We start from the raw sequence: 17,899 nt of genomic DNA, 5'->3' as shown, positions 1-17,899 counted from the left end.
CCGGGGGGCCGGAAGCGGTGGCTCGGTGCGATATGGCACCGAGCCATCCCTACTCATCGAGAGGGATCGATGTTCACGCTTCGCTTCGATCTGCGCGCCCCTGCATTCGGCGCACCCGCGGCAGACCTCTACGCGGCGGCGATCGACATGTGCGCCTGGTCCGAATCGCGCGGCGCGGCGCTCGCGGTGCTGTCCGAGCATCATGGCGCCGACGACGGGCACCTGCCTGCGCCGACCTTGCTCGCCTCCGCGATCGCCGCACGGACCTCCACGCTGTCGATCATCATGGCCGCCGTCGTTCTCCCGCTATGGGACCCGGTTCGCCTCGCCGAGGAAATGGCAGTGCTCGATCTCATCAGCAAGGGTCGCGTGATCTACGCGCTCGGAATCGGCCATCGCGCAGCGGAATACGAGCATTTCGGGATCGACCCGCATCGCCGTGGTGCGATGGCAGATGAGTACCTACCACTGCTGCTCGACCTCCTGCGCGGCAACTCGGTCGACTACGACGGCCGACGCATCACCGTCACACCGTCCTGTAGCACACCCGCTGGTCCGACGGTGATGATCGCCGGCGGCAGCCCCGCCGCGGCCCGGCGTGCGGCGCGACAGGGGCTCGGACTTGTATCGCAGACGTACCGGCCCGAACTGAAAGACATCTACGAGGCGGAGTGCCGCGCCCACGGGCACGAACCCGGCTTCGTGCAGTTCCCCGATCCGACCGGTCCGACTGCGGTATTTGTCGCCGACGATATCGATCGCGCGTGGGACGAACTGGGACCGCACCTGCAGCACGACGCGCTCATGGCCGCGTCGTACCGGCCAGGCGACGACACGGTCGCCAGCATCTCGAGGGCCAGGACCGTCGCCGAACTCCGTGCTGAGAATGGCCCGTATCGGATCATCTCGGTTGCAGAGGCGGCCGAGACTGTCGCGGGCGGTCGCCTGCTTCCGCTCGCCCCGCTATGCGGCGGGCTCGCACCCGAAATCGCCTGGCGCTACCTCGAACACGCGGCGAACGCGGTGAAGCGCAGCCGCCAATCCAAAGAACCTGCCACGAACTGAGGAGCGAGCGTGGGACCGGATACGAAACGGGTAGTGGTGTGGTCGACTGGCGGCGTCGGCTCGAACGCGGTCGACGCGGTGCAGCGTCGGCCCGATCTGGAACTGGTCGGGGTGTGGGTGCACAACCCGGACAAGGTCGGTAAGGACGCGGGAGTGCTCGCCGGGCGCGACCCGATCGGTGTGACGGCGACCAATGACGCAGACGCGTTGATTGCGTTGCAGCCGGACTGCGTGGTGTACGCGGCCAGTGGCCCCGAGCGCGATGCGGGCGCGCTACCCGATTACGAGCGGTTGCTCGCTGCGGGCATCAATGTCGTGTCGACAACCTCGACGAGCCTGGTGTACCCAGCCTCGTACTTCCTGCCCGACTGGCGAGACCGGCTCGAGGTCGCCGCCAAAAGCGGCAACGCTTCCTTCTATGCCTCGGGCATCTTTCCCGGATTCGGTTCGGACCAACTCGCCCTGCTGCTGACCACGCAGTCGAAGTCCATCCGCACGATCAAGGTGACCGAGGTTTCGCTCAACGACCACTACCCTGTCGCCGACGTCATGATCAACGGGATGGGATTCGCCCGCCCGCTCGACTTCGAACCAATGCTGAAGACACCGGGTTTCATCGAATTGGCCTGGAACGCGCCGATCCGGTTGATCGCTGACGGACTGGGCGTCGAGGTCGAGGAGATCCGCGGCACGCTGGACCGGCGTCTGACCGACCGCGATATCGAGGTCGCGTTCGGCACGATCCCAGCAGGCACCTGCGGCGCGGTGAGCACCACCGCCGCCGGTGTCGTCAATGGGCGCGAGGCAATCGTGATCGAGCACATCATCCGGATGTCACGCGACGTCGCGCCCGACTGGCTCAGTGTCGACAACGATGCGACCTACCGAGTGGACATCGAGGGTGACCCGGATATTCATTGCGAGATGACACTCGGCGCCGCCGAGGGTCATGGCGCCGGCCGGGCCGCGATGTCCGCCACGGCTATGCGCGTGGTCAACGCCGTGCCGTACGTGGTTGATGCCCGGCCGGGTTTGCTCACCTCGCTCGACCTGCCGAACACGTTGCCGCGGCACGTGTTCGAGTAGTTTCGCGATTGCGATCGCGCCCCGGGCCACTCTCAACCGGGTGCAAAGTGTGTAAACGGGCCGAAAGTTTCGCCCCCGATCAATCCTTCGTGCCTGCGACCGCTTTCGCCTTCTCCTGGAACTCGGCGAAGCTGGATCCGGACCTCTCGCGGTGGTGGGACAGCGCCTTCACGGAGACGTCGTGGCCCTCGGCGGACTTGCGCAGTGCGCCGACGGTCGCCTGCTCCTTCGGCACGTGCTTGAACGGTTCGAACGAGTACCAGCGCATCGCGTTCTCGTGCGTGATCTTGTTGATCTCGTCATCGGTGACGTCATACGTCGTGAAAACGTCGTGCAACTCCTCGGGAGCGCCCGGCCACATCGAGTCGCTGTGCGGGTAGTCCATTTCCCAGCAGATGTTGTCGATGCCGATGTCGTGGCGATTCTTGACGCCGTTCGGGTCCGAGATGAAGCAGGTCAGGAAGTGCTCGCGGAATACCTCGGAGGGCTTCTTGTCGCCGAAGTCCTGATGCGTCCAGGTGGAGTGCATCTCGTAGGTGCGATCGGCGCGGTCGAGGAAGTACGGAATCCAGCCAGTGCCGCCCTCGGACAGCGCGATCTTGAGGTCGGGATACTGCTTGATCGGCTTCGACCACAACAGGTCGGCGGCGGCCTGCACGATGTTCATCGGCTGCAGCGTGATCATCACGTCCATCGGTGAGTCCGGCGCAGGAATCGACAGCCGGCCCGACGATCCGATGTGCACGCTCATCACCGTGTCGGTGTCGACGAGGGCCTTCCACAGTGGCGTCCAGTAGTCGTCGTGGAAGCTCGGGTATCCGAGTGCTGCAGGGTTCTCGGTGAAGGTCAGCGAGTGAACACCCTTCTTCGACACACGGCGCACCTCGGCGGCGCAGAGCTCCGCATCCCAGATCGCCGGGAGCGCCATCGGGATGAACCGGCCGGGGTTCGACGCGCACCACTCGTCGATATGCCAGTCGTTATAGGCCTGCACGAGCGCAAGCGAGAAGTCGGAGTCGTCGGTGGCGAACAGTCGCGCGGCGAAACCGGGGAACGACGGAAAGTTCATGGTGGCAAGCACGCCGCCTGCGTTCATGTCCTTGACGCGCTCATTGGGGTCGAAACAGCCCGGACGAATCTCGTCGAGGCCCTGCGGCTCGAGACCGTACTCCTCCTTCGGGCGGCCCGCGACGGCGTTCAGCGCGACGTTCGGAATCACAGTGTCGCGGAACTGCCAGGTGTCCGAGCCGTCCGGGTTGTGGACCAGGCGGGGCGCGTCCTCGAGGTACTTGCTCGGCAGATGATTGGTGAACATGTCGGGTGGTTCGACGATGTGATCGTCCACGCTGATCAGGATCATGTCGTCTTTGTTCACGCGCGTTCCTTCCGCTGCGGACGCACTCCGTGAGCGGTTCGGCGGAATGCGAAAAGGCTTCCTGTGCCGGTTTGACGATCGTGACAGTGCGGGCGAGTTATGTAAAGGTCCGGCGACCTGCTGGTAGCGCCCGGTATGGGTGATTTCGCGGTAGTGGCGATTCCGCATCGAGTCGGCTGCCATGGCGACTGGACACATGTCTATACAGTTGACAAGTCCAAAATCCGTGCGTAGGTTTCTGCCAACCATCGGCGTGATGTGCGTCACCCCTCTGATGTATATGTGGTGCACAGCACTGGCGTTACGTCCAGGTACGTACAGAAGGAGTTCTCAATGCGAATCCGCAATTCGGCACGGCTGAGGCGGACGGCCCTCAGCTCGTGTGCGCTGCTGGCGGTTGGCCTGCTCGGCATCACCGCTTGCAGTAGCGACGAGAGCTCCGAGAGCGGTGACCTGGCGTCGCTCCCGACCACCGAGTTGCCGGCCCAGCCGGCCACCGGCACGCCGGTGAAGATCGGCCTCATCACGCTCGAGGGCGGCCCCATGGTCTCGATCCCCGAGATTCGTGTCGGCGCCGAGGCCGCGGTCAAGTACGTCAACGAGAACGCAGGCGGCCTCGCCGGGCATCCGATCGACCTGATCACCTGTAAGGAATTTGAGGACACCGCGTCCGCCACCTCGTGCGCGAACCAGATGGTCGAGCAGAAGGTCGCCGCGGTCATTCACCCGAGTGGCTCGCAGGGTGGCGCGATCCTCCCGATCCTCACGGGCGCGGGGATTCCGTTCGTCGGTCTGAACGGCGTCGCCCCCGCGGAGATGATGTCCCCCAACTCGTACATGCTTACCGCCGGTATGCCGGGCGTGATCAACAGTTGGGCCGCCTACGCCGGTGACCACGGCGCGAAGAAGTTCGCGATCGCGGTGAGCAACGGTGGCGGCGTCGGCGCGATCGTGCAGACCTTCGCCGAGCCCGTCTTCAAGGAGAAGGGCGTCGAGGTCAAGGTGGTCCCGATCGAGCCCGGTACCGCCGACCCCACCCCGCAGTTGACCGCCGGACTGGCGAATCAGCCGGACGCGGTGGGCATCCTCGGTGAAGGTGCGCTGTGCATTTCGGTGCTCCGGACCATGCAGACGGTCGCGCCTACGCAGGAGAAGTACCTCGTCCCGACGTGCGTGGAAGAGAACGTCGTCAAGGCCGTCGGTACCACCGCGATGCAGAACTCGATCGGATTCACCGCGGTGGACCCGAACTCCGATGACCCGGATTCGGTGCTGTACCGCACGGTCCTGGCCAAGTACGCGCCGAGCCTGAGCCCGGCCGGTTACGGCTCCTCGGGTTACCAGTCGGTGCTCGGCCTGGTCCGCGCGGCGAATGGCATCCAGGGTGACGTCACCCCGGCTGCGATCACCGAGGCGCTGCGTTCGACCAAGGATGTTGCCCTGCCCGCCGGCGGCGGCATCACCTTCACCTGTGACGGCACGTCGTTCCCGCAGTTGAAGTCGATCTGCAGCCGCACGCTGCTCGTCGGTGAGGTCAATGCCGACGGTGTGCCCGTCGATCTCGCACCCATCGGCGCCTGAGCTTAGGGACGGAGAGGCTAAGCACCGCCGATAACGAGGGACCGCGACATGTCAGATATTTCAACCTATTTCGTCCTGGGGCTCGGCAACGGCGCCGTCTATGCGGCAGTCGGGCTCGCGCTGGTGATGACCTTCAAGAGCTCGGGCGTGGTGAACTTCGCCACCGGCGCCATCGCGCTCTATACGGCCTACACCTATGCGCTGCTCCGGGACGGCCGGTTGATGATCCCCATCCCCGGGCTGCCCCGGACGGCCGATCTCGGTGGGCCGCTCGGTGTCATCCCGGCCATGGCGCTGTCCCTCGTTATCGCGGCTGTTCTCGGAGTTGTGCTCTATGCCTTGATATTTCGTCCGATGCGCAACGCCACCACGGTGGCCAAGGCCGTCGCCTCGATCGGACTCATGGTGGTGATCCAAGCGCTGATCGCTCAGCGCGTGGGCACCGAATCGATTGCGGTGGAGTCGATCTTCGAGGCGAAGGCGCTCCATATCGGTGAGGGCGTGGTACCGGCCGACCGACTCTGGCTGGCCGGGCTGATCGTGCTGATCGCGGCCGGCGCGGCGTTGGTCTACCGGTTCACGCCGTTCGGTATTGCTACCGAAGCCGCAGCCGAGTCGGAGAAGGGCGCATACGTCACCGGCTTGTCGCCGGACCGAATCGCGGTGAGCAACTGGGCGTTGTCCTCGGTGGTGGCCGGGCTTGGCGGCATCCTGATTGCCCCGATGGTGCCGCTGAACCCTATCGCCTACACGATGTTCATCGTGCCCGCGCTGGCGGCGACGCTGGTCGGCAACTTCTCGTCCATCTCGCTGACGGTGATCGCCGGACTTGTCATCGGCGGTCTGCAGTCCGAAGCGGTCAAGCTGCAAGCGACCTACGACTGGATGCCGCAATACGGAGTCCGCGAAGCGATTCCGCTGATCCTGATTTTGGTGTTCCTGGTCGTGAAGGGACGCCCGCTGCCGGACCGCGGCGGTGTCGTGCGTCAGACGTTGGGCCGCGCGCCCCGGCCCGAACACATACTGTTCCCCACCGTTGTCGGCGTATTCGTGGCAGTGATCGCGCTGTTCACCACCTCCGGCAGCTATCGGGTCGCGATCATCGTCAGCATTATCTTCGCCATCGTCTCGCTGTCCCAGGTGGTCGTTACCGGCTTCGCCGGGCAGGTATCCCTCGCGCAGCTCACCCTGGCAGGTGTCGCGGCGTTCGCAGTGAGCGTGCTGAACAACCGACTCGGCATTCCATTCCCGTGGGCTCCCCTCCTCGCCGCCGTGTTCGCGATGGTCGTTGGCGTGATCGTCGGTCTGCCCGCGCTCCGGATCCGCGGACTTCCGCTCACTGTCGTCACGCTGGCACTCGCGGTATTCCTCGAGGCGTTCTGGTTCCGAAACCCCACGCTCAACGGCGGAATCGAAGGCTCGACCATCGACAATCCGCGCTTCCTGGGCAGCGACATCGGTATCGGGTTCGGTGAGGGCTACCCCCGCATCGCGTTCGGCATCATGTGCCTGATTCTGCTTGTCCTCGTTGCGATCTCGGTCGCGAGGCTGCGTCGCAGCTCGCTCGGCGCCGCGATGCTTGCGGTCCGGGCAAACGAGAGATCCGCCGCCGCGGCGGGCATCGACGTATCGCGAACGAAGCTGGCGGCCTTCGCCATCGGCGCGTTCCTCGCAGGAATCGCCGGGGCTCTGCTCGGATACCAGCAGACCGTTGCCGCCGCCGACTCGTACTCCGTCTTCAACGGCATCGCTATTTTCGCCCTGCTCTTCACGGCCGGAATCACGTCGGTATCGGGCGGCATTCTGGCCGGGTTGATCGCGCCAGGCGGCGTGGTCTACCTGCTCGCGGACCGCTGGCTGAACGTCGGTGACTACTACACGCTGATCAGTGGCGTGCTGCTGATCCTGACCGTGATGCTGAATCCGGACGGCATCGTGAGCCGGATACCGCGCATTCCCATTCCGTCGTTCGCGGGTCGTACACGCCCCGCGGACGGTCCGGCGCGAGCAGTGCTCGAGCCGGAGGCGCCAGGGGCACCGACTGCATCGGCAGCACCTGCCCAGGAGGCCACTGCGCCCGCCGAGCCACTGCTCGTAGTGCGGGATGTCGGTGTCGCCTATGGCGCGGTGCAGGCCGCAGCGGACGTGTCGTTCGAGGTTTATCCCGGCGAGATCGTGGGGCTCATCGGCCCCAATGGTGCCGGCAAGACAACAGTGATCGACGCGCTGACCGGCTTCGCGCACGCCGACGGCACCGTCGAACTGGGTGGAATCTCGTTGGAGCGCAAGGCGCCTCATGGGCGGGCCAGGCTCGGCCTCGGTCGCAGCTTCCAGGATGTTGAGCTCTACGACGATCTGTCCGTCAGCGAGAACGTCTCCGTCGGCGCTTCCAACGGCGCGGGGGCACGCGAGGCGCATGCTCGCGTGGACGAGGTGCTGCGGCTGCTCGATATCGCCGACGTTGCGGATCGGACGGTCGCGTCGCTCTCCCAGGGCCAGCGTCAGCTCGTGTCCGTGGCGCGGGTGCTCGCGTCGAAGCCGAAGGTGGCGCTGCTCGACGAGCCCGCGGCCGGCCTTGACTCCACCGAGAGTCAGTGGCTGGGTGAGAAGCTGCGCGCGGCCCGGAACGGTGGCACGGCGATCCTGCTCGTCGACCACGACATGGAGCTCGTGCTCAATATCTGTGACCGTGTGATCGTGCTCGACCTCGGCCGGGTGATCGCGACCGGAACGCCCAAGACAATCCGGACGAACGACACGGTCATCCATGCGTACCTCGGCCTGCCGGCCGAGGCGACGGACCTCGAGCATCAGGCGGTTCCCGCGCTCAAGGGGCAGGAGGCGATCTCGTGACCGGGTTGGAATGCGCCGATCTGAGCACCGGCTACATCAGTCAGCGCCCCTGCGTTCGGCATGTGAACCTTACAGTCGCGCCGGGTGAGGTGCTCTGCATCCTCGGCCCGAATGGGTCGGGAAAAACCACTCTGCTGCTGGCACTTTCGGGATTGCTACCGCAGTTCGACGGACAGGTGCGGGTAGGTGGTCACGCGATTGGGAGCGGGCGTCCGCGCGACGCGGTCCGGTCCGGCCTGGTGCTCGTTCCGGATGACCGGTCACTGTTCCGCAAGTTGACCGTCGAGCAGAACCTCAAGCTGGCGGTCCGGGGACGATCGAAATCCGAAGCGGTGGCAGAGGTTTACGCGTACTTCCCCGCGTTGGCCAAGCGTGGGAAGGTGGCCGCCGGCCGGCTTTCCGGCGGCGAGCAGCAGATGCTCGCGATCGGGCGGGCCATCGTTCAGCGACCCAAGGTGCTGCTCATCGACGAGCTGAGCATGGGCCTTGCCCCGGTCATCGTCTCCGAGATCCTGCCGGTGCTACGCACGCTCGCCGAACAGCAGCAGATGGCAGTCGTCATCGTCGAACAGCACGTCCATCTCGCGCTCGGCATGGCCGACCGCGCGGCGGTACTCGTGCACGGTGAAGTGGTGCTCGAGGATTCGGCCGCTGCCTTGCGCGCCGATCCCGCGCGGGTCGAACGTGCCTACCTCGGTGCGGACGCCTCGGCTCAGGCAAGCTGACCAGGAAAAAGAGGGCCGGATAGCGACCGCGTGTGCGCTGCTACCCGGCCCTAGCCCCCCGGGGCGTCTTACCGAGTGGTCCGCGCGAGCAGCGGGTGGCGGGCCCGGTCGGGCAGGACCTTGTCCATTCCGTTCGTGATGGATACCAGCGTCGAGAACTGCCGGTCGCGCCCGCTGTCCCACTTGATCCCGAGCCGGTCGCGCAGTTCTTCGGGCAGATAGCCCGAGGTGGCAAGCCGCAGCAGCGCGGCGAGCGGAATCGCCATGGCGTTCCAGAAGGGTGTCGGAAGCGGGAACTTCGGGTGCCGCGGCAACGGGTGCCGGTCGAGCTCGATGAGCAGGTCCGTGCATGAATTACGTTCCAGCACATTGGAAACCGTGTGCTCCACGTATTCCCAGAAGTCCGACCGGGTCGCCGGGATGACGCGATCCGGAATCCGTAGCACGCGAGCCTGGTCGGTCCATTCCGCGTAGAGCATGTCCTCTTGGGCATCATCGAGTTCGGCGTTGTGCACCCGCCGAATCGTGGCGCTGCTCCAATACCCCGTCGCTGCCACCCACAGATAGGCGTCGGCATTGAGCGCGTGGTACTTGCGGCCATGCGCGTCGACGCCCTTGATGTTGGCGTGCATTTCGCGCAGCCGTTGACCCTCGTCGATTGCCGCGTCGGGGCCCTCGAGCCCGCTGAACCGGCGCGCCGATGCCGCGGTGGCCGTGATGCGCGCCCAGCGATCCTCGAGGAACTCGGAGTGGTCCATCACGCCCGCGCCGACCACCGGGTGTGCGACCTGCATGAGGATCGCGACGCGGCTGGTCAGCACGGCGCGCCAGTCGATACCTGCGGACCAGCTCAGCGAATCGGGGCCCCACGGACGCAACTGGGGTTCGGAACCGGTTTCGGTTCGAGTAGGTGTCATTCCGCGTGCCCTAGACCGGGCATCCGCCGCTGCCGCGCCGCGACTCCGGCGGTGCGAACGAGTCCAAGGCGTACTTGCGGTGGAATCTGGCCAGCTTCTCGTACTGCAGCCGGTTGTAGGCCAGCGGAGCGAGCAGCACCTTGTCGGGCAGGACGCGCCACGCCACCTGCATGGCTCGCGTGTAGATCCGGAACTCCACCTCGTGTCCCGGCTTGAGCCGGAATCCGGTGAGCTTCTGCACGCCGGGGTGCATGGTCTTCGACGAACACACCTGAATGACGTGTCCGACGGCCGGGCGCACCGCAAACCAGAACGGCGTCAACAGGACTCGCGCGCCGTCCGGGAGCAGTAGCGTCGGCAGTGGCAGCTTCGTCAGTCCGGCGAACTGCTCGACGAGGAACGGATTGGCTTCGAGTTTCGTTTCGACGACCCGGTCGTAGTAGGCGGAGGCCTCCACGAACGTGGCGGGCAACTTGCCTGAGCGCCCCGGCAACTCGATGCCGGCGAACGCTTCTTTCATCACCTGGTAGGCGGCTTCCTTCTCCGCCGGCCGGAGCACGATGCCGGTGCACGGCGTGAAGGAATTCATTGCGACGAAGACGCCGCTGACGCCGATCCACACCCAGTTCTCCGGATCGAGCGCGCTGTATCGGACGCCGTCGAAGTCGCCCTGACCCTTGCCACGCACCTCTCGGTGCCGCATCTTCAGCCACTCGCCCTCGGCGGCACGATCCTCGGCGTCGCCCCACAGCGCGAGCAGCGCCGAGAAGCCGCTACGGACCCCGCGGTCGGCGAAGTTTTCGGCAAATCGTCCGGTGCGATCGACAGCCGCGGCCACAGCCGGCATCGCGACCTGATCGAATGCGGCACCGCCGAATAGGCCACCGAAGGCGCTCGCGGTGTGCTTACGGAATTCGGTGATGACCCAAGGGCGGACATCGGAGTAGTCCGGAGCCTGCGTCTCTGCTGGCAGCGCCATTTTTCGCTCCACGGGTGATAGTTTCAACGGGCTCATACTATCAATCCGACGGTCTCGAGAGAACCACTGGAGCGGAGAAGATCTCGCGTTCTTAGGTTTACTGGCGTGTAGCGTTGGGAATCTGACGGCATGCCCATCCCGCAACCGGATCGAGCCTTGGATTGACGAAGTACCCCGAGCTGATTTCCTCCTCGTGGGCTGAACTGAGCCAGCTCGACTCCAGATCCCGGCAGATCGTCGAATCAGCCCGGACCTGTTTCGCCGAAGTGGGTTTCGAAGAGACCACGATGGTCAAGATCGCCGATGTTGCCGGCGTGGGCGTGGCCACCGTCTATCGACGGTTCGGGACGAAAGCTGCGATCGTGCGGTACGCGCTCATGGCCGAGTCGGTCCGGGTCGGCATGGTCCTGAACGATGCGATGGCGAAATCCAGTGGGCCGATCGGCGCGCTCGCCGAGACGTTCGCCGCGTTCGTCGCCGAGGCGTCCGCGCCGCGGTTGCTGGTCCGGAACCTGCGCGAGTCCTCTGCCGCCGGCGAGATGGCGCAATTTCTCGGCGACGACGCGTTCCTCGCGCAGGGCCGGACCCTCATGGGGCACTTCATTCGGTACTGGCAGGACCGCGGCGAGTTGGGGGATTTCGACGCGGATGTTGTCGCGGAGATTTTCGTGCGGCTGGTGATGTCGTTCATCTCCAACCCGCACGGCATCCTGCCGCTGCGCGAACCGACGGCCGCGCGTGACTTCGCCTACGAGTACCTTTCGCCCCTGCTTACCCCCCACCGCAGCCAGCGCTGACCGCTACTGCTTCGGGCGCACCTTGTATGCCGCCGACTTCAGTTCGCGTTCCTTCATCTTCGCGATGCACTGGTGGTGCTTGCGTGCGTGGTACGCGAGCGGGAAGTACGTCAGCCGGTCGGGCAGCACCTTGTAGGCCAGCCGGATCCAGGCGTAAGTCTTCTCGAGCTGCTTCTGGTCTTCCTCGGTCCAGGGGGCGCCGATCATGTCTCGCAACCGCGGGTCCAGCAGGCCGACGATGGACAGGTAGTTGAACCGCAGCATCGGGCCCATCGCGAACTGCAGTGCCTTGCGGACGACGAGCGGCTTCGATTGCAGTTGCTCGAGTTCGCCCGTCCTGAGCTGACGGAACTGCTCCTTCGTTTCGTCGTCGGCGGTGAGCACGTCGGCGACCATGTGCTCGTAGTACACGTCGAACTCGGCGCGGGTCTGCGGGTAACCCTTCATCGGCACCCGCACGATCTTCGCGATCTTGATGTTGTCCGCGAGCAGTTCGTCGAGTTCAGGGCCCGTGAACTCACGCCCGATCAACAGCGGTCCGGCCTTGGCGGTGGTGACAAAGGCCGTCGCGATGACCCACTGGTAGGCCTCGGGGTTGAGGGCGCTGAGCAGCTTTCCCTTGGGATCGCGCACCTGCAGCGGCTGATGCAGTGACCGCAGCCGCTTGCCCTCGGCGATCGCCTCTTCGCCGCCGTAGGTCCAGCGCAGCACCGAGTCGACCGAGCGGATCGCGCGGCCCATCGGGTCGGTCTTCGCGATCGAGTATTCGTCGGTGACGGCCTTGATGGTCGGGTGCATTCCCTGCATGGCGAATGCCGCGCCCTCGAGCATGAGATAGGTCCAGTGCCCGACCATTTCGGCGGTCAGGGAATCCGGGGCAATGAGCTCAATCGGCTCTTCCGGTGCCGGCGCCGGTGTGCTTTCGGCGGGTGCGGCCGAGGGCCGTTCGGTCGTGCTTGTCATGGTTCCTCCTGATCATCAGTTCTCGTGTTGCTACCCGCCGGCCGGCGCCGGTGCCGGTGCGGGTGGTGCCGTATCGGCCGGTGGTGCGGCATCGACCGGCAGTTCCGCACCGACGCCACCAACATCGGTGATCGTCCAGTTGCTCGCCCGGTCGAGGGTCACGGTGTAGCTCGCCGTCGCGGTCACCCCGCTCGGGCTCTGCCGGCTCTTCGAGTTCATGTCCACGAAGACCTGCACGACAAAGGTGTCGCCATCCTGCTTTTGGACATCGGCCGCAAGGAGATTCGCGGTCGAGGTGTAGTCCATCTCGCTCAGCCACGGACCGACCACATCGACAGCCGCATCCAGTTTCGGCTTCAGCTGATCGCTGACATTTGCCTGCAGCGCCCGGCGCCAAGTGTCCAGGTCGGCGGCGTTGACCTGGGAAACGCCCAGCGCGTACTGCGACGCGGCATTCTCCGCTGCTTCCTGCACCGCTTGGGATTCCTGGAGCGCGGCAAGCTCGTCCGACGAATCATCGGTAATCCACAGCGCGGCGAACACCACCGCCGCGAGCGTGCTCACCGCCGCGATCGTCGCCACGACCGGGCGAGACGAAAGCCGTTGACGCAGACCTTGTTCGGCAGGTGTCGAAGATTCTGCTGCGGGCTGCTCGACCTCGGTCTGGTCGGGAGTGCCGGTATCCGTCATCGCGTGTCCTGTCGTCGAACCGGTGAAACATCTCGTTTACGTTGTCCAGCAACGTGCTTCAGTTCGGCATTCGCACCGCCACCCGAACCGAATCTCCCGGCAGGGTCTGTAGGGCCGTCTCCAGCAGATCGCCGAAATCGATCAGGCCGAACAGTGGCCCCACCGAGGTTGTCACCGGCCGCAACGCGACCCCGATCGCGCCGATGTCGGGCGACGAGCGCTGCAGGTAGGAGACCAACTGCTCCTCCTCCTCGTGCCAGGAGCCCAGCACTTCCTTTCCCTTCAGCGCCTGCGAGCCCACGAACAGGTACTTGAAGGAAGCGCCGAGGGTCACGCCGAATGCGTCGAGTTGCGGGGGCGCGGCGGTGAGTACGGGCTCGATCCAGTCGCTGTCGGCCATAGCGCGCATGAGGTTGCGTAGCGCAGCATCCAGCGAGGGCTCGTGCCGCATCAGCGTCGCCAGCAGCATCTCCGCGCCGCGGCCGATCGTCGGAATGGCTGTATCGAGGTCGGCCAGCGAGGTCTGGAAGGTATCCACCATCCGCGCGACGACCACGGGGTCCGCTTGCTCCAACAGCTGTGCTTGTCCGGCCAGCAGTGTCGGCACCGATGCCGGGACGATGACCGGTCGGTTCACGTGTGCGCCGTCACCGAACCACGGCCCGGTGGTGGAAGCCGGCAGGAAGGCGAAGACCGGCTCGCCGAGCGCGGACAGGTTCTCCACTTTCATCTCGCTCGACTCGGGAATCTGGTACTTCGAGTCGTAAGAGATGCGCGCCCGCACCCCGCCGGGAATGCCCTCGACTCGCTCGACGGTACCGATGTTCGCGCCGCGGTAGACGACGTCCGAGCCGGCGCGCAGACCGCCGGACTCGGGCAGGTCGACTTCGATGTGATTGCGCTCGGAGCGCGGATCCATCTGCAGCACATTCATAGTGAGATAAGTGCCGCCCAGAATGAGCACGATGGCCAGTGTCAGGCCGGACAACCAGGCGGGGATGCGGGTCATCGCAGCACTCCGATCATGCGCAGCAGCACCATCGCATCGCTGGTGGAATTGCCTTTGTTCCCAGCGATGCTGATCTGCCGGACATCGATACCCGGTTCGAGCAGGAACGGGATGAGGTCGTTCTGGGTCATCTTGATCAGCTCGCCGGCGTTGCCCCTGATCTCGTGCTGGCTCGGCGACGGCTCGCGCAACACCACCGCCGACTTCTCCAGCGCCTCGTTGATATGCGGCAGCCGAGGAATGAGCCAGTCCAGCCCGGTGGTGAGCGTGTTGACGTCGATCACCACGTTGAGCACGGCATCCATGAAGTACGGAACGCGCCCGAGCCGGCTGCGTGCCACCGGCGAGAAGAGGAACCCGATCTGGTCGCGCATGTCGTTGAGCCGCACCGACAGCGCCTCGGTGCTGGAGACGATTCGTTCGAGATCGGGAATGTGCGTGCTGGTTTCCTGGAGGTTGGTCGTGGCATCGGAAGCGAGTGTGCGCAGCTCGCTGTCCTCGCTCGGGAGCGCTTCGTTGAGTTGGGCCACAGCATCCTGCAGCCGGGTGACGCTGCCGCCGTTCACGAATTCCGCAACTCGCTGCAGGATCTGCTCGATCTGCGGGCCGGTGTCGGTGTCCGATAGCGGGATCGTGTCACCGTCACCGAGCAGCGGCACCCCGGACGTCTCCGTCGGCGGCAAGAGCGCCAGATAGATGTCGCCCAGCACCGTGGTCTGTCGCAGTTCTGCATGGGTGCCGACCGGCAATTGCACGTCGTCGCCGACATCGATGTGGGCGATGGCGGCCTGGGGAGCGAGTTCGATGGAGCTCAGCGACCCGACCTTCGTGCCGCCGCTACGGACGGCGGCACCCGCAGGAAGGCTCAGTAGCGACTCGAACTCGACATTCAACCGATACGTCGGCCCGGAGACCCCGCTGCCAGGCATGGCGTAGTCGCTGGGATTGAACCCACAGCCCGCGACCGTCACCGCGGCCGCCACACCCAGCACTGCGATTCGCGTTCGCCGGAGCCTCATCACGGTTCGTGCTAGGCGCGAATTCATCACCGTCCTCCGATCGTCGAAAGCAGCTGCTGCGGAAGCGGTATCCCGGCGACGGCTGCGTCTTGCGTGAGCAGCGGCGGGCGATAGTTGAGCGTGATCGCTCCGGGGGTGGACTCGATCATGTTGCGCAGCATCAGCACGATCCCGGGCACCTTCCCCAACAGATCGCTGGAGTCCTCGAGCCGGGTGCGGATCAACTTGGTCACCGGCACGGATGACTCGAGCATCTCCAGCAGGTACGGGAAGTGCTGGTTGAACAAGCGGTCCATCGGGCCGACCGCGGTGGCGAGCTTCTCGACCAGCACCTTGACCACCACCAGCATCTTTTGCAGCAGGTCGAGGCCGGGGGCGAACGTGACCAGGGTGGTTTTGATGTCGCCCCATTGATCGGTGACGAACTGACTCAGCGCCGCGGAGTTATCCAGAAGCTGGCCCAGCTGGGACATGAAGTCGTCTGGGGAGGCCATCAGTCCGGCCAGCTGACGAAGTTCGCGATTGATGGTTGGGCCGAGGCCGTCGAACTCACGATCGGCAGCGGCGAGCACCGTCTGCAGCGGCAGGGTGCCGTCTGCAGCGGGCTCGACAAGCTGGCCAACGATATTCGAGAACGACTCGAGCGCATCCGACACGCTCACCGGTACCGCGGTGTGCTCGGTCGAAATGCACTGTCCCTCTGGCAGTTCCGGGCCACCGCGGTAGGCCGCATCGAGCAGTTCGACCCTGCGGTCGGTGAGAATCGACGAGTTGACGACGACTGCCCCGATACTGGCCGGAATTGCGCGCTTGTCGATGTCCATCGTGACGCGGACCTTGTCCCCATCCGGCTCGATACCGGTCACCGAGCCGACCGAGATTCCCCGGATCGTCACGGTCGCATCGGGATAGAGCCCGAAGGTATTGCGGAAGTCGGCGCACAGACTGTCGCGGCGTTCACCGGTCGGTTCGTCCACCGCCGCCAGGCTGGTCGCCGCAGGAACGATAAGGGCGATGATGGCGAGCGCGCCTACAGCGACGATGCGCGGCCTGCTCCGGACTACCCGTGGCATCAACATGTGAGTCCCGGGGTCGGCATGCAGACGTCGATTCGGGGCGCGGTAAGCCGACTCTGGTCCACCAGGGCCTGGCCGTCGGGTCCGGCGAGAGCGGCGAGGCGGGTGACCGATTCGGCCATCGAATCCATCAACGTGTTTGTCCGCTCGAGTAGGTCATTACTCGCCTCCTTCGCCTGTTCGAGCGGTGGCAGCAGCGGCTCGACCTTGTCGGCGTAGGGGCCGGCGAGGAAGTCGAACAGCAATCCGACGACCGCGGTGACCTTGTCGGCGAAGGTCTCAACCTGTTGTTGGGAATTGACCAGTTGCGGGCCCACCACGGCATACGCCTGAAGCCATTCCTTGGCCAAGTCCTCGTTGTCCCGCACGGTCTGCAGGTACTCGTTCGACAGCGCGAGCAGACCCTCGACCTGGTTCTTCTGCTCGGCGAACACGCCGACCACCGACTCGAGATCGGCCACGGAGTTGCGCAGCGCATCGGGTGCGTTCGACAGCGCACCGGCGGCGCCGGAGATGCTGGCGCGCAGGGCTGGCACGTCGATCTGGTCGGTGAGCTCCTTCGCCTTCGGCACCAGATCGTTGACCACGAACGGCAGGGTGACCCGATCCGCGGGGATCGGTTCCTCCAGCGGAACGCTTCCGGCAGGTTGCAACGCCACATACAGCCCACCGACCGGAGTCAACATCCGGACGTCCATCGTGGTCTGGTCACCTAGCGGGTGCCGTGACTGCACCATGAACGTGACGTCGACGGCGTCATCGGTGAGTTCGAGCGCGGTCACTTTGCCGACGACAATGCCCGAAATACGAACGCCGTCACCTGGTTTCAGGCCACCGGACTCGACGAGCTGGGCGTGGTACGTGGAGTACCCGGGCGGGCGAAGATAGAGCGCGCCGAGTACGGCGAAAACCAGCCCGAGCACCACGACGCTGGCGAGCGCCCACCACCGCTGGGTGCTCGGAGCGGGCACCTCCGGGCCTAGTTCGAAATGCTTGCGCTGTAACCGCATTGGGCTAGCCACCCCCATTGCACACAGTCAGTGCCCGACCGTTGAGCAGCACCTGCGCCTCGACTGGAATCACCACGGCACCGTGCTGGCAGGCCTTGGCAGGCTCCGTACTCGGGATCAGGCGATTCAATCCGGCGAGGAGTCCCGGCAGCATCGAGAGCGAGCGGACCTGATCGCGGGTATCCGGGATCGCCTCATCGATGCGGCGGGTCAGATCGTCCTGGGCATTCTCCGCGCCGAGAAACAGCCTGGAAAGCGCTTCGGTGGTCCGCACGATCTCGCTCATCTCGATCGAGCCCGTGGCCGTGAGGCTGAGGAATTCGGTCATGCGGTTGGCGATCGGCATTGCGGTGGAATGGAAGACGGCCAGGATGTACTCCAGATTCTCCGATCGGCCGCGCAACTGTTGCGACACCGACGTCAGGTTGTCCAAGATGATCGACAGCACCTTGCTCCGATCACTCGCGAACCGGCTGAGTGTGGCGATATCGCGGAGGACGGGGTTGATATCGCTCTCGCTGCCTTCGATCAGCGCGACGAGATTTCGCGAAAGCTGGTTGTAGACCGCTGGGTCCGCCTCGGAGAGCAGCGGACGCAGACCGTTGAACACAGTGGTGATGTCGAAGGAGTCGACGGTGTTCGTGACCACCACGTCCGGTGCGATTTCCGGGCTCGGCTCGGTGCTCTCCTCCAGGGAGAGGTAGCGCTGCCCAGTGAGGCTCGCAAACTTGATCGCGATCACATCGGCTTGGTG

At 65.2% G+C, this 17,899-nt stretch carries 16 protein-coding genes; 6 read left to right on the top strand and 10 right to left on the bottom strand.

Annotated elements, in window-relative coordinates:
- The first annotated feature begins 69 nt into the window (after window positions 1-69).
- Both A8G08_RS07490 and A8G08_RS07485 read left to right on the top strand, forming a co-directional pair.
- Window positions 70-1,065, top strand: a complete 996-nt coding sequence (locus tag A8G08_RS07490) for an LLM class flavin-dependent oxidoreductase (RefSeq protein ID WP_068272214.1) — start codon at window positions 70-72, stop codon at window positions 1,063-1,065.
- A gap of 9 nt (window positions 1,066-1,074) precedes the next feature.
- On the top strand, window positions 1,075-2,151 hold the full coding sequence (locus tag A8G08_RS07485) for an NAD(P)H-dependent amine dehydrogenase family protein (protein ID WP_068272213.1): 1,077 nt from the start codon (window positions 1,075-1,077) through the stop codon (window positions 2,149-2,151).
- 79 nt (window positions 2,152-2,230) lie between these two features.
- Here A8G08_RS07485 and A8G08_RS07480 read toward each other — a convergent pair whose 3' ends face one another.
- Window positions 2,231-3,526 carry an amidohydrolase family protein gene (locus A8G08_RS07480; protein WP_068272210.1) on the bottom strand — a complete coding sequence of 432 codons (1,296 nt, stop codon included), beginning with the start codon at window positions 3,524-3,526 and terminating at the stop codon, window positions 2,231-2,233.
- A gap of 333 nt (window positions 3,527-3,859) precedes the next feature.
- Here A8G08_RS07480 and A8G08_RS07475 point away from each other — a divergent pair, with 333 nt between their 5' ends.
- From A8G08_RS07475 to A8G08_RS07465, 3 genes are read left to right on the top strand one after another with little or no spacing between them, the layout of a single operon-like run.
- A complete protein-coding gene (locus A8G08_RS07475; RefSeq protein WP_068272207.1) occupies window positions 3,860-5,107 on the top strand; it encodes an ABC transporter substrate-binding protein in 1,248 nt (415 codons plus the stop codon).
- A 48-nt stretch (window positions 5,108-5,155) separates the two neighbouring features.
- Window positions 5,156-7,960, top strand: coding sequence for a branched-chain amino acid ABC transporter permease/ATP-binding protein (locus A8G08_RS07470; RefSeq protein ID WP_068272204.1), 2,805 nt, complete (start codon window positions 5,156-5,158; stop codon window positions 7,958-7,960).
- Window positions 7,957-8,685 carry an ABC transporter ATP-binding protein gene (locus tag A8G08_RS07465; RefSeq protein WP_068272202.1) on the top strand — a complete coding sequence of 243 codons (729 nt, stop codon included), beginning with the start codon at window positions 7,957-7,959 and terminating at the stop codon, window positions 8,683-8,685. Before A8G08_RS07470 ends, A8G08_RS07465 begins: the two co-directional genes overlap by 4 nt.
- Before the next feature lie 68 nt (window positions 8,686-8,753).
- On the opposite strand, the gene A8G08_RS07460 is transcribed toward A8G08_RS07465, so the two are convergent.
- A complete protein-coding gene (locus tag A8G08_RS07460; RefSeq protein ID WP_084436017.1) occupies window positions 8,754-9,602 on the bottom strand; it encodes an oxygenase MpaB family protein in 849 nt (282 codons plus the stop codon).
- 10 nt (window positions 9,603-9,612) lie between these two features.
- Window positions 9,613-10,581 (bottom strand): oxygenase MpaB family protein, encoded by a 969-nt coding sequence (locus A8G08_RS07455; RefSeq protein ID WP_068272196.1) that lies wholly within the window; start codon window positions 10,579-10,581, stop codon window positions 9,613-9,615.
- Window positions 10,582-10,742: 161 nt separating this feature from the next.
- On the opposite strand from A8G08_RS07455, the gene A8G08_RS07450 reads away from it, so the two are divergent.
- Complete coding sequence (locus A8G08_RS07450) at window positions 10,743-11,378, top strand: TetR/AcrR family transcriptional regulator (RefSeq protein ID WP_084436016.1); 636 nt, start codon at window positions 10,743-10,745, stop codon at window positions 11,376-11,378.
- 3 nt (window positions 11,379-11,381) lie between these two features.
- On the opposite strand, the gene A8G08_RS07445 is transcribed toward A8G08_RS07450, so the two are convergent.
- From A8G08_RS07445 to A8G08_RS07415, 7 genes are all read right to left on the bottom strand, one after another.
- Window positions 11,382-12,341, bottom strand: a complete 960-nt coding sequence (locus A8G08_RS07445) for an oxygenase MpaB family protein (protein WP_068272195.1) — start codon at window positions 12,339-12,341, stop codon at window positions 11,382-11,384.
- A gap of 30 nt (window positions 12,342-12,371) precedes the next feature.
- Window positions 12,372-13,031 (bottom strand): hypothetical protein, encoded by a 660-nt coding sequence (locus tag A8G08_RS07440; protein WP_068272193.1) that lies wholly within the window; start codon window positions 13,029-13,031, stop codon window positions 12,372-12,374.
- A 58-nt stretch (window positions 13,032-13,089) separates the two neighbouring features.
- Window positions 13,090-14,040 carry an MlaD family protein gene (locus tag A8G08_RS07435; RefSeq protein WP_068272192.1) on the bottom strand — a complete coding sequence of 317 codons (951 nt, stop codon included), beginning with the start codon at window positions 14,038-14,040 and terminating at the stop codon, window positions 13,090-13,092.
- A complete protein-coding gene (locus A8G08_RS07430) occupies window positions 14,037-15,059 on the bottom strand; it encodes an MlaD family protein (RefSeq protein ID WP_157108454.1) in 1,023 nt (340 codons plus the stop codon). The genes A8G08_RS07435 and A8G08_RS07430 overlap by 4 nt, the downstream gene beginning before the upstream one ends.
- A 26-nt stretch (window positions 15,060-15,085) precedes the next feature.
- Complete coding sequence (locus A8G08_RS07425; RefSeq protein ID WP_068272186.1) at window positions 15,086-16,132, bottom strand: MCE family protein; 1,047 nt, start codon at window positions 16,130-16,132, stop codon at window positions 15,086-15,088.
- Window positions 16,132-17,145: an MlaD family protein gene (locus A8G08_RS07420; RefSeq protein WP_068272184.1), complete on the bottom strand. Its 1,014-nt coding sequence runs from the start codon at window positions 17,143-17,145 to the stop codon at window positions 16,132-16,134. Before A8G08_RS07420 ends, A8G08_RS07425 begins: the two co-directional genes overlap by 1 nt.
- Window positions 17,146-17,149: 4 nt before the next feature.
- The coding region (locus A8G08_RS07415) for an MlaD family protein (RefSeq protein ID WP_068272181.1) at window positions 17,150-17,899 on the bottom strand (750 nt) is incomplete at its 5' end.

It is taken from the genome of Aldersonia kunmingensis (genome assembly GCF_001646865.1).
GTDB classification, from domain to species: domain Bacteria; phylum Actinomycetota; class Actinomycetes; order Mycobacteriales; family Mycobacteriaceae; genus Aldersonia; species Aldersonia kunmingensis.
This window is presented reverse-complemented; position numbering and strand designations above follow the sequence as displayed.

Excerpts from the sequence above, each read along its gene's own strand:
- A8G08_RS07470 (WP_068272204.1), top strand. The coding sequence starts at position 5,156 with ATGTCAGATATTTCAACCTATTTCGTCCTGGGGCTCGGCAACGGCGCC.
- A8G08_RS07425 (WP_068272186.1), bottom strand. The coding sequence starts at position 16,132 with ATGCCACGGGTAGTCCGGAGCAGGCCGCGCATCGTCGCTGTAGGCGCG.
- A8G08_RS07430 (WP_157108454.1), bottom strand. The coding sequence starts at position 15,059 with ATGAGGCTCCGGCGAACGCGAATCGCAGTGCTGGGTGTGGCGGCCGCG.
- A8G08_RS07420 (WP_068272184.1), bottom strand. The coding sequence starts at position 17,145 with ATGCGGTTACAGCGCAAGCATTTCGAACTAGGCCCGGAGGTGCCCGCT.
- A8G08_RS07440 (WP_068272193.1), bottom strand. The coding sequence starts at position 13,031 with ATGACGGATACCGGCACTCCCGACCAGACCGAGGTCGAGCAGCCCGCA.
- A8G08_RS07455 (WP_068272196.1), bottom strand. The coding sequence starts at position 10,581 with ATGGCGCTGCCAGCAGAGACGCAGGCTCCGGACTACTCCGATGTCCGC.
- A8G08_RS07475 (WP_068272207.1), top strand. The coding sequence starts at position 3,860 with ATGCGAATCCGCAATTCGGCACGGCTGAGGCGGACGGCCCTCAGCTCG.
- A8G08_RS07460 (WP_084436017.1), bottom strand. The coding sequence starts at position 9,602 with ATGACACCTACTCGAACCGAAACCGGTTCCGAACCCCAGTTGCGTCCG.
- A8G08_RS07435 (WP_068272192.1), bottom strand. The coding sequence starts at position 14,040 with ATGACCCGCATCCCCGCCTGGTTGTCCGGCCTGACACTGGCCATCGTG.
- A8G08_RS07490 (WP_068272214.1), top strand. The coding sequence starts at position 70 with ATGTTCACGCTTCGCTTCGATCTGCGCGCCCCTGCATTCGGCGCACCC.
- A8G08_RS07445 (WP_068272195.1), bottom strand. The coding sequence starts at position 12,341 with ATGACAAGCACGACCGAACGGCCCTCGGCCGCACCCGCCGAAAGCACA.